The sequence below is a fragment of the Micromonospora yongxingensis genome (assembly GCF_052601155.1).
This window is the reverse complement of sequence record NZ_JBQXEO010000037.1, coordinates 48,726-58,709: the sequence shown is the minus strand read 5'-3', so window position 1 is coordinate 58,709 and position 9,984 is coordinate 48,726. Positions and strand designations below refer to the sequence as shown.

Annotated in this window: 10 protein-coding genes; 8 read left to right on the top strand and 2 right to left on the bottom strand. The window is 72.4% G+C overall.

The genetic code is table 11. From position 1 onward, the window contains the following. Positions 1–13: 13 nt before the first annotated feature. On the bottom strand, positions 14–1,864 hold the full coding sequence (recQ, locus tag ACTWLT_RS29885) for a DNA helicase RecQ (RefSeq protein ID WP_445321230.1): 1,851 nt from the start codon (positions 1,862–1,864) through the stop codon (positions 14–16). A 170-nt stretch (positions 1,865–2,034) separates the two neighbouring features. Here recQ and rapZ point away from each other — a divergent pair, with 170 nt between their 5' ends. From rapZ to ACTWLT_RS29845, 8 genes are all read left to right on the top strand, one after another. Further along, a complete protein-coding gene (rapZ, locus tag ACTWLT_RS29880) occupies positions 2,035–2,967 on the top strand; it encodes an RNase adapter RapZ (protein ID WP_445321229.1) in 933 nt (310 codons plus the stop codon). Further along, positions 2,964–3,992 (top strand): gluconeogenesis factor YvcK family protein, encoded by a 1,029-nt coding sequence (locus tag ACTWLT_RS29875; protein ID WP_445321228.1) that lies wholly within the window; start codon positions 2,964–2,966, stop codon positions 3,990–3,992. The genes rapZ and ACTWLT_RS29875 overlap by 4 nt, the downstream gene beginning before the upstream one ends. 54 nt (positions 3,993–4,046) lie before the next feature. Beyond that, complete coding sequence (gene whiA, locus ACTWLT_RS29870; RefSeq protein ID WP_074312802.1) at positions 4,047–5,027, top strand: DNA-binding protein WhiA; 981 nt, start codon at positions 4,047–4,049, stop codon at positions 5,025–5,027. 262 nt (positions 5,028–5,289) lie between these two features. After that, positions 5,290–6,294, top strand: coding sequence for a type I glyceraldehyde-3-phosphate dehydrogenase (gap, locus tag ACTWLT_RS29865; protein WP_445321227.1), 1,005 nt, complete (start codon positions 5,290–5,292; stop codon positions 6,292–6,294). Continuing rightward, complete coding sequence (locus tag ACTWLT_RS29860; RefSeq protein WP_445321226.1) at positions 6,291–7,490, top strand: phosphoglycerate kinase; 1,200 nt, start codon at positions 6,291–6,293, stop codon at positions 7,488–7,490. The genes gap and ACTWLT_RS29860 overlap by 4 nt, the downstream gene beginning before the upstream one ends. Next, a complete protein-coding gene (gene tpiA / locus ACTWLT_RS29855) occupies positions 7,491–8,282 on the top strand; it encodes a triose-phosphate isomerase (protein WP_252420215.1) in 792 nt (263 codons plus the stop codon). 95 nt (positions 8,283–8,377) lie between these two features. Then, positions 8,378–8,638, top strand: a complete 261-nt coding sequence (gene secG, locus ACTWLT_RS29850) for a preprotein translocase subunit SecG (RefSeq protein WP_252420214.1) — start codon at positions 8,378–8,380, stop codon at positions 8,636–8,638. A gap of 137 nt (positions 8,639–8,775) precedes the next feature. Beyond that, positions 8,776–9,117 carry an RNA polymerase-binding protein RbpA gene (locus tag ACTWLT_RS29845; RefSeq protein ID WP_445321225.1) on the top strand — a complete coding sequence of 114 codons (342 nt, stop codon included), beginning with the start codon at positions 8,776–8,778 and terminating at the stop codon, positions 9,115–9,117. 31 nt (positions 9,118–9,148) lie between these two features. On the opposite strand, the gene pgl is transcribed toward ACTWLT_RS29845, so the two are convergent. After that, positions 9,149–9,919 (bottom strand): 6-phosphogluconolactonase, encoded by a 771-nt coding sequence (gene pgl, locus ACTWLT_RS29840; protein WP_445321224.1) that lies wholly within the window; start codon positions 9,917–9,919, stop codon positions 9,149–9,151. Positions 9,920–9,984 lie beyond the last annotated feature (65 nt).

Here is a 9,984-nt window from a genome sequence, read left to right as displayed (position 1 = left end):
CGTCATGCCCGGATCAGGCTGGCGTGTTCTCGGCGAGGACGGCCAGGATCTGCTCGCCGTACTTGGCGAGCTTGTTCTCGCCGACCCCGCTGACCCGGGCCAGCTCGGCCAGCGACCCGGGTGCGTCGCTGGCGATCTGCCGCAGCGTGGCGTCGTGGAAGATCACGTACGCCGGGACGCCCTGCTCCTTGGCGGTGGCCGCCCGCCAGCCGCGCAGCCGCTCGAAGAGCGTCGCGGCGGCCGGGGTCAGGTCGGCGAAAACGGTGGCGGAGCCTCGTGGCTTCGCCGACCGGCTCGACGCCGGCCGCTCCGGCTCGCGGCGCATCGTCACGGTGCGCCGGCGGCCCAGCACGTCGGCGCTCGCCTCGGTCAGTGCCAGCGTGCCGTAGTCGCCCTCGACGGCGAGCAGCCCCTCGGCGAGCAGTTGCCGGACCACGCCCCGCCACTCGGCCTCGCGCAACTCGGTGCCGATGCCGAAGACGGTCAGCGTGTCGTGGCCGTACTGGCTGATCTTGTCGGTCTGTTTGCCGAGCAGGATGTCGATGCAGTGCCCGGCGCCGAACCGCTGGTTGCGTTCGCGGTCGAGGCGGAAGACGGCGGAGAGCAGCTTCTGCGCCGCCACGGTGCCGTCCCAGGACTCCGGTGGGGTGAGGCAGGTGTCGCAGTTGCCGCAGGCCGTGGTCGTCGTCTCGCCGAAGTATTCGAGCAGTTGGACCCGCCGGCAGCGCACCGTCTCGCAGAGCGCGAGCATCGCGTCCAGGTGCGCGGCGAGGTTGCGGCGGTGGGCGAGGTCGCCGTCGGACGTCTCGATCATCTTGCGTTGCTGGACCACGTCCTGGAGCCCGTACGCCAGCCAGGCGGTGGACGGCAGGCCGTCCCGGCCGGCGCGGCCGGTCTCCTGGTAGTAGCCCTCGACGGACTTGGGCAGGTCGAGGTGGGCGACGAAGCGGACGTCGGGCTTGTCGATGCCCATCCCGAAGGCGATGGTCGCCACCATCACCAGGCCGTCCTCGCGGAGGAAGCGCTGCTGGTTGGCGGCGCGGGTGCCCGCGTCGAGGCCGGCGTGGTACGGCAGCGCGGCGACCCCGTTGGCGGTGAGGAACTCGGCCGTCTTGTCGACCGAGGCGCGCGACAGGCAGTAGACGATCCCGGCGTCGCCGGGGTGCTCGTCGCGCAGCAGGGCCAGCAGCTGCTTGCGCGGCTCGTGCTTGGGCACGATGCGGTACTGGATGTTGGGCCGGTCGAAGCTGGCCACGAAGTGCCGGGCGTCGTCGAGCTTGAGCCGGGTGGCGATCTCGGTGCGGGTGGCGCTGGTCGCGGTGGCGGTCAGCGCGATCCGGGGGACCTGCGGCCACCGCTCGTGCAGCATCGACAGCGCCAGGTAGTCGGGGCGGAAGTCGTGCCCCCACTGCGACACGCAGTGCGCCTCGTCGATCGCGAACAGGCTGATCCTGCCCCGGTCGAGCAGGGCGAGGGTGGACCGGACGCCGAGCGCCTCCGGGGCCAGGTAGAGCAGATCCAGCTCGCCGGCCACGAAGGCCGCCTCGACCCGGCGCCGAGCGTCGAGTGTCTGGGTCGAGTTGAGGAAGCCGGCCCGTACGCCGACGGCGGTGAGCGCGTCCACCTGGTCCTGCATGAGGGCGATCAACGGGGACACGACGACCGCGACGCCGTCGCGGACCAGGGCCGGGACCTGGTAGCACAGCGACTTGCCGCCACCGGTGGGCATCAGCACCAGCGCGTCGCCGCCGGCCACCACGTGGTCGATCACCTCCCGCTGGAAGCCGCGGAACGCGTCGTAGCCGAACACCCGGCGCAGGACGCCCAGCGCGTCCTCGGTCCGCAGGTCGGTGGGGGAAGCCATCCGCGGAGTCTACGAGCCGACCCCGACACCGCACGTCCGGCGCACCCCACGGGTGCGCCGGACGGGCCGACCGGCGACGGGTGCCGGACGTTGCCCGGGCGGCGGGATAGAGTCGCTGATTGACCAATCGCGGCCGAGGGCGGCCGCGGCGCCACGGCTTGGGGGTACGGGTGAGCGAGGCGCGCACAGCCGGTGACGGGATCGACGTCCCGGCGGCCACCGACGGGCAGCCGGCGGCGGAGTCGGAGACCACCCTCGTGGTGGTCACCGGTCTGTCCGGTGGCGGTCGCAGCACGGTCGCCCGGGCGCTGGAGAACGTCGGCTACTACGTGGTGGACAACCTGCCGCAGGCGTTGATGCTCGACATGGCCGAGTTGGCGTTCAAGGCCGGCGGTGCGGCGCGACGTACCGCGATGGTGCTGGACGTGCGCTCGCGCGCCTTCTCCACGGACCTCGCCGGGGCGATCCGCGAGCTCAAGGAGCGCGGTTTCTCACCCCGGGTGGTCTTCGTCGACGCCGACGACGAGGTGCTGATCCGGCGGTTCGAGAGCGTCCGGCGTTCGCATCCGTTGCAGGGCGACGGGCGGCTGGCCGACGGCATCGCCGTGGAGCGGGGCCTGCTGGAGGAGGCCCGCGACCAGGCCGACGTGATCATCGACACCAGCCACCTGAACGTCAACCAGCTCCGCCGGCGCATCGAGGAGCTGTTCGGCGGCGAGGACGCCCGCCGGCTGCGGGTGACCGTCCTGTCGTTCGGCTTCAAGTACGGTCTGCCGCCGGACGCCGACTTCGTGCTGGACGCCCGTTTCCTGCCCAACCCGTACTGGGTGCCGGAGCTGCGCGAGCACACCGGCCGGGAGGAGGCGGTCAGCGCGTACGTGCTGGGCCAGGAGGGCGCGGACGCCTTCGTCGCCTCGTACGCCGACCTGGTCAACGCCACGACGGCCGGGTTCGAGCGGGAGGGCAAGCGGTACCTGACGGTCGCCGTGGGCTGCACCGGCGGTAAGCACCGCAGCGTGGCCATCGCCGAGGAGCTGGCCGGGCGGCTGCGCCAGTCGGGGTTGGCGGCCAACGCCCAGCACCGCGACCTGGGGCGCGAATGACGTCCCGCCGGGTGGTGGCGTTCGGCGGCGGGCACGGCCTCTCCGCCTCGCTGCGAGCGCTGCGCCACTGCGCTCCCGAACTCGACCTGGACATCACGGCCGTGGTCACGGTCGGCGACGACGGCGGGTCCAGTGGCCGGCTGCGGGCCGAGCGGGGCGGCCTGCCCCCCGGTGACCTGCGGCAGGCCCTGGTCGCGCTGGCGGGGGACCACCCGGCGACGCGACGCAGCGCGGGGCTGTTCCAGCACCGCTTCGCCGCGGCGCCCGCGGACGCGGCGTGCGCGGACCCGGCGGCCGGCGAGGACGGCCGTGGCGGCCCGGCGGCGACCAGCGGCGACGGGCTGGCCGGGCACGCGGTCGGCAATCTGGTGCTCTGCGGGCTGATGGAGCTGCTCGGCGATCCGGTGGCCGCGCTGGAGCACGCCGGGGCGATGCTGGGCGCGGTCGGCCGGGTGCTGCCGATGTCCCGCCAGCCGGTGGGCATCGAGGCGCGGGTGCGCGGCGTCGACCCGGCTGCCCCCGACGAGGTATGCACCGTGCGCGGCCAGCATCAGGTGGCGGTCACCACCGGGCGGGTGGAGTCGCTGCGGCTCACCCCGGCAGCCCCGGCGGCCTGCGCGGAGGCCCTCGCGGCGATCGGGGAGGCGGACTGGTTGATCTTCGGGCCGGGCAGCTGGTACACCAGCGTGCTGCCGCACCTGCTGGTGCCGCAGTTGGCCGACGCGATCGTGTCCAGCCCGGCCCGCCGACTGGTCACCCTGAACCTCGCGGCGGAGAAGGAGACCCTCGGGCTCTCCGTCGCCGACCACCTCGCGGCGCTGCGCTGGTACCTGCCCGAGCTCAAGGTGGATCTTGTGCTCGCCGATGCCAAGGCGGTGGGTGACCCCGAACCGGTCGAACGTGCGGCAGAATCGCTGGGTGCGCGCCTGGTCCTCGCCCCCGTCGCCATCACCGACGGGACTCCCCGCCATGATCCAGCTGCCTTGGGCGCCGCGCTGGTGCCTGTCCTGGGTGCCGATCGTTAGACACGTACGTAATCTCCGGCGACACGCCGGAACCGGTCCGTGAGGGGACGCACAATGGCGATGACGGCTGCGGTCAAGGACGAGCTGAGTCGGGTCGACGTGCCCAAGCCCTGCTGTCGGCGGGCGGAGATGGCCGCGCTGTTGCGCTTCGCTGGCGGCCTGCACATCGTCTCCGGCCGTGTGGTGGTGGAGGCGGAGTTGGACACCGGCGCGGTGGCGCGCCGGTTGCGCCGGGAGATCGCCGAGGTCTACGGCTACCCCAGCGAGATCCACGTGCTGGCCTCCGGTGGTCTGCGCAAGGGCAGCCACTTCATCGTCCGGGTGGTCAAGGACGGTGAGGCCCTGGCCCGGCAGACCGGCCTGCTGGACGTGCGCGGCCGGCCGGTCCGCGGGCTGCCCCCGCACGTGGTGGCGGCGAACGTCTGCTGCGCGGTCTCGGCCTGGCGGGGCGCGTTCATGGCGCACGGCTCGCTGACCGAGCCGGGCCGGTCCAGCGCACTGGAGATCACCTGTCCCGGGCCGGAGTCGGCGTTGGCCCTGGTCGGGGCGGCCCGCCGCATCGGCATCACCGCCAAGAACCGCGAGGTGCGCGGTGTGGACCGGGTGGTGGTCAAGGACGGCGACGCCATCGCCGCGCTGCTCACCCGGATCGGCGCGCACTCCAGCGTGCTGGCCTGGGAGGAGCGCCGGGTCCGCCGCGAGGTGCGCGCCACCGCCAACCGGCTGGCCAACTTCGACGACGCCAACCTGCGCCGCTCGGCGCGTGCCGCGGTGGCCGCCGCCGCCCGGGTGACCAGGGCGCTGGAGATCCTCGCCGACGAGGCGCCCAACCACCTCACCGACGCCGGTCGGCTTCGCCTGGAGCACCGGCAGGCGTCGCTGGAGGAGCTGGGCGCGCTGGCGGAGCCGCCGCTGACCAAGGACGCCATCGCCGGGCGTATCCGCCGGCTGCTGGCGCTGGCCGACAAGCGGGCCCGGGACCTGGGCATCCCGGATACCGAAGCAGCCGTCACGCCCGACATGCTCGTGGTCTGATAGGACGGTGGGGCCGCACGGTGCGCCCGGGAGCACGACCCGGCGCAGCGTGGCCCCGCACGCTCGGATAAGGTCGCTGCGTACGGCAAGGGGGCCGACACAGGCACTCCTCGTCGTGCCCACCGCCTCGGGCGGTCAGGTCCTCAGACCGCGGCGGGGTGCCGAGATGAACCGTCAACGGCCGGCTCCAACGGTCGGCGCACACCACTCCGCCGGCCCGTTGTCTGAAGCCGGCGGACCAGAACGCGAGGAGATGGGACCTGTGACCATCCGGGTTGGCATCAACGGCTTCGGCCGGATCGGCCGTAACTTCTTCCGGGCAGTGCTGGCGTCCGACGCCGACATCGAGGTCGTGGCGGTGAACGACCTCACCGACAACGCCACGCTCGCCCACCTGCTCAAGTACGACAGCATCCTGGGTCGTCTGCCGTACGAGGTCAAGGCCACCGCCGACGAGATCACCGTCGGTGGGAAGACCATCAAGGCGTACGCGGAGAAGGACCCGGCGTCGCTGCCGTGGGGCGAGGTCGGCGCCGACGTCGTCATCGAGTCGACCGGCTTCTTCACCGACGCCACCAAGGCGAAGGCGCACGTCGACGGCGGGGCAAAGAAGGTCATCATCTCCGCCCCGGCGAAGAACGAGGACGTCACCGTCGTCATGGGGGTCAACCACGACTCCTACGACCCGGCGAAGCACACCATCATCTCCAACGCCTCGTGCACCACCAACTGCCTCGCGCCGATGGCGAAGGTCCTGCACGACACGTTCGGCATCCAGCACGGTCTGATGACGACGATCCACGCGTACACCCAGGACCAGAACCTGCAGGACGCGCCGCACAAGGACCTCCGCCGGGCACGCGCCGCCGCGCTGAACATCGTGCCGACCTCGACCGGTGCCGCGAAGGCCATCGGCCTGGTGCTGCCGGAGCTCAAGGGCAAGCTCGACGGGTACGCGCTGCGGGTGCCGATCCCGACCGGCTCGGTCACCGACCTCACCGTCAACGTTGGTCGTGAGACCACCGTGGACGAGGTCAACGCCGCGCTGAAGGCCGCCGCGGACGGCCCGCTCAAGGGCATCCTGGTCTACAACGAGGACCCGATCGTCTCCACCGACATCGTGACCGACCCGGCGTCGTGCATCTTCGACGCGCCGCTGACCAAGGTGGTCGGCAACCAGGTCAAGGTCGTCGGCTGGTACGACAACGAGTGGGGCTACTCCAACCGCCTCGTCGACCTGGTCAAGCTGGTCGGTACCTCGCTGTGAGCATCCGGACCCTCGACGACCTGCTCGCCGAGGGGGTGTCGGGTCGGCGCGTGCTGGTGCGCGCCGACCTGAACGTCCCGCTCGACAAGCAGACCGGCGACATCACCGACGACGGCCGCATCCGCGCGGTGCTGCCGACGCTGGGCGCGCTGGTCTCCGCCGGCGCCAAGGTGGTCGTCTGCTCGCACCTGGGCCGCCCGAAGGGCGCGCCGGACCCGCAGTTCAGCCTCAGCCCGGTCGCCGGGCGGCTCGGTGAGCTGCTCGGCGCGCCGGTGCACTTCGCGACCGACACCGTCGGTGAGTCCGCCCGGTCCACCGTCGCCGACCTGGCCGACGGCCAGGTCGCCCTCCTGGAGAACCTGCGTTTCAACGCCGGTGAGACCAGCAAGGACGACGCTGAGCGGGGCGCCTTCGCCGACCAGCTCGCCGCGTTCGGCGACGCGTACGTGGACGACGCGTTCGGTGCGGTGCACCGTAAGCACGCCAGCGTCTACGACGTGCCGGCCCGGTTGCCGCACGTGGCCGGCCGGCTGGTGCTGCGTGAGGTCGAGGTCCTCTCCAAGCTCACCGGCGAGCCCGAGCGGCCGTACGTGGTGGTGCTCGGCGGGTCCAAGGTCTCCGACAAGCTGGCGGTGATCGAGGCACTGCTGCCGACGGTCGACCGACTGCTCATCGGTGGCGGGATGTGCTTCACCTTCCTCAAGGCCCAGGGCCTGGAGGTGGGCACCTCGCTGCTGGAGAAGGACATGGTCGAGACCTGCGGCAACCTGCTGGAGCGGTCCGGCGGCAAGATCATGCTCCCGGTCGACGTGGTGGTCGCGGACGCGTTCGCCCCGGACGCCGCGCACGACACGGTCCGCGTCGACGGCATCCCGAGCCACCGGCTCGGGTTGGACATCGGCCCGGAGACGGTGGCCGGTTTCGCCGCCGCGCTGTCCCAGGCGAAGACGATCTTCTGGAACGGCCCGATGGGCGTGTTCGAGATGCCGGCGTTCGCCAACGGCACCCGTGGGTTGGCCGAGGCGATCACCAAGGCCGACGCGTTCACCGTCGTCGGTGGCGGCGACTCGGCGGCGGCGGTCCGTGCCCTCGGCCTGGACGAGTCGTCCTTCGGGCATATCTCCACCGGTGGTGGCGCGTCCCTGGAATACCTCGAGGGCAAGTCCCTCCCCGGCATCGCGGCCCTGGAGAACTGAATGGCGAGCACCACCCGCCGGCCACTGATGGCCGGCAACTGGAAGATGAACCTCAACCACCTCGAGGCCAACCTGCTCGTGCAGAAGCTGGCCGCGAGTCTCACCGAGAAGCAGCTCACCGCGGTGGAGACGGTCGTGTTGCCGCCCTTCACCGACCTGCGCACGGTGCAGACGGCGGTGGACGGGGACAAGCTGCTGATCGGCTACGGCGGGCAGGACCTCTCCCCGCACGCCTCCGGCGCGTACACCGGGGACATCTCCGGCTCGATGCTGGCCAAGCTCGGCTGCACGTACGTGGTGGTCGGGCACTCCGAGCGGCGCGCCTACCACCACGAGGACGACGCGCAGGTCAACGCCAAGGTGAAGGCGGCGCTGACCCACGGTCTGACCCCGATCCTCTGCGTGGGGGAGGGGCTGGACGTGCGCGAGCAGGGCACCCACGTGGCGCACTGCTCCGATCAGCTCGACGGGGGCCTGGCTGGGCTGACCGCCGAGCAGGTACGCCAGGTGGTGATCGCGTACGAGCCGGTCTGGGCGATCGGTACCGGCAAGACCGCGACACCCGAGGACGCCCAGGAGGTCTGCGGGGCGGTTCGCAAGCGGCTGGCTGAGCGCTTCGACCAGGACACCGCCGACCAGGTCAGGGTCCTCTACGGCGGCTCGGTCAAGGCGTCCAACGTCGCCTCGATCATGGCCCAGCCGGACGTGGACGGCGGCCTGGTGGGGGGCGCCAGCCTCGACGCGGAGGAATTCGCGCAGATCTGCCGGTTCCCGGAGCACATCGCCCGCTGATCGCTCGGTATCCTTGACCCCGCCCGTCCGCCGGTCGGTGCCACCGTGCCCGATCAGACCGGGCGAGGATCGCTACGAGAGGACTGACCCCAGCCATGCCGATCTGGTTCGCATACACGTTGATCGTGTTGCTGATCATCACGAGCGTTCTGCTCACCTTGCTGATCCTGCTGCACCGCGGCAAGGGCGGCGGTCTGTCGAGCATGTTCGGCGGTGGCGTCAGCTCCAGCCTCGCCGGCTCGTCGGTGGCGGAGAAGAACCTGGACCGTTACACCGTTCTGGTGAGCATCGTCTGGTTCGCCGCCATCGTCGGGCTGGGGCTCTGGCTCCGCCTCCAGATGAACAGCGGCGCCTGAGCACGCCCGTCAAGTCGTACAATCTGCGCGCGGTCCGTTACGACGGGCCGCGCGCAGGCTTTTCTCCGCTGCACCGCGTCGCCCGCCGCCCTACCCCCTCCGGCGGCGGGTCCCTCCGACGACAGGAGCGAGCAGCCGTGCCGAGTGGCAACGTCATCCGCGGCGCCCGGGTCGGGTCCGCACCCGTCCGGCCGGACGAACGGCACCATCCCGCCCCCCGACAGGACGTCACCTACTGGTGCCGCAACGACCACCGGACCAGCATCCGGATCGCCGCGGACGCCACCGCGCCGCCGCTGTGGGACTGCCCCCGCTGCGGCCTCCCGGCGGGCCAGGACGCGCAGAACCCGCCCGGCCGGACCCGCGCCGAGCCCTACAAGAGCCATCTGGCGTACGTGAAGGAGCGGCGCACTGCCGAGGAGGGTGAGGCGTTGCTGGCCGAGGCGCTGGCCGCGCTGCGCCGCCGCCGGGGCGAGTGAGAAGGGCCCCTCAGGAAGGGGCCCCTCGGTCTCAGCGGAGGCTGCGCAGGCGGGCGGGCACGTCGGCCGCCGCCGCCCGGTCCAGCAGCCAGCGGGTACGGTCCACGCCGTGCACCCCGGCGGCCGGCAGCTGCACCGGCCCGGCGCCGGCCAGCGCCATGCCGACCGCCCGGGCCTTGTCCGCGCCGCCGGCCACCAACCAGACCTCCTCGGCGGTGTTGATCGCCGGCAGGGTGAGCGTGGTCCGCAGCGGCGGCGGCTTGGGGCTGCCCCGCACCGCGCTGCACGGCCGGCTCTCGTAGTGCACGGGATGCTCGGGGAAGATCGAGGCGACGTGCCCGTCCTCCCCGACGCCCAGCATCAGCACGTCGAAGTGCGGCAGCGCGGCGTGCCCGGGGCGGGCGGCGCGCGCCAACTCCTCGGCGTACGCGGCGGCGGCCGCCTCGGGGTCGTTGCCGGCCGGGCCGTCGGAGGCCGGCATCGGGTGCACCCGGGCCGGGTCCAGCGGCACCAGGTCCAGCAGGGCCGCCCGCGCCTGGGTCTCGTTGCGGTCCGGGTCACCGGCGGGCAGGAAACGCTCGTCGCCCCACCACACGTCGACCCGGGACCAGTCCACCGCGTCGCGGGCCGGCAGTTGCGCCACCGCCCGGTACACGGCAGCGGCGATCCGCCCACCGGTGAGCACCACCGAGGCCTCGCCCCGGTCGGCTTGGGCGTCGAGCAGCTTCACCAGCAGCCGGGCCGCCACGGCCTGCGCCAGCATGTCGGCGTCGGCGTGAACGGCGACACTCGCCTCACTCATCGGTTGTGCCTTCGTTTCCCGACCGTGGGACGGTCGCTGTCGCGTTGTGCCCGGGTTGGTACGCC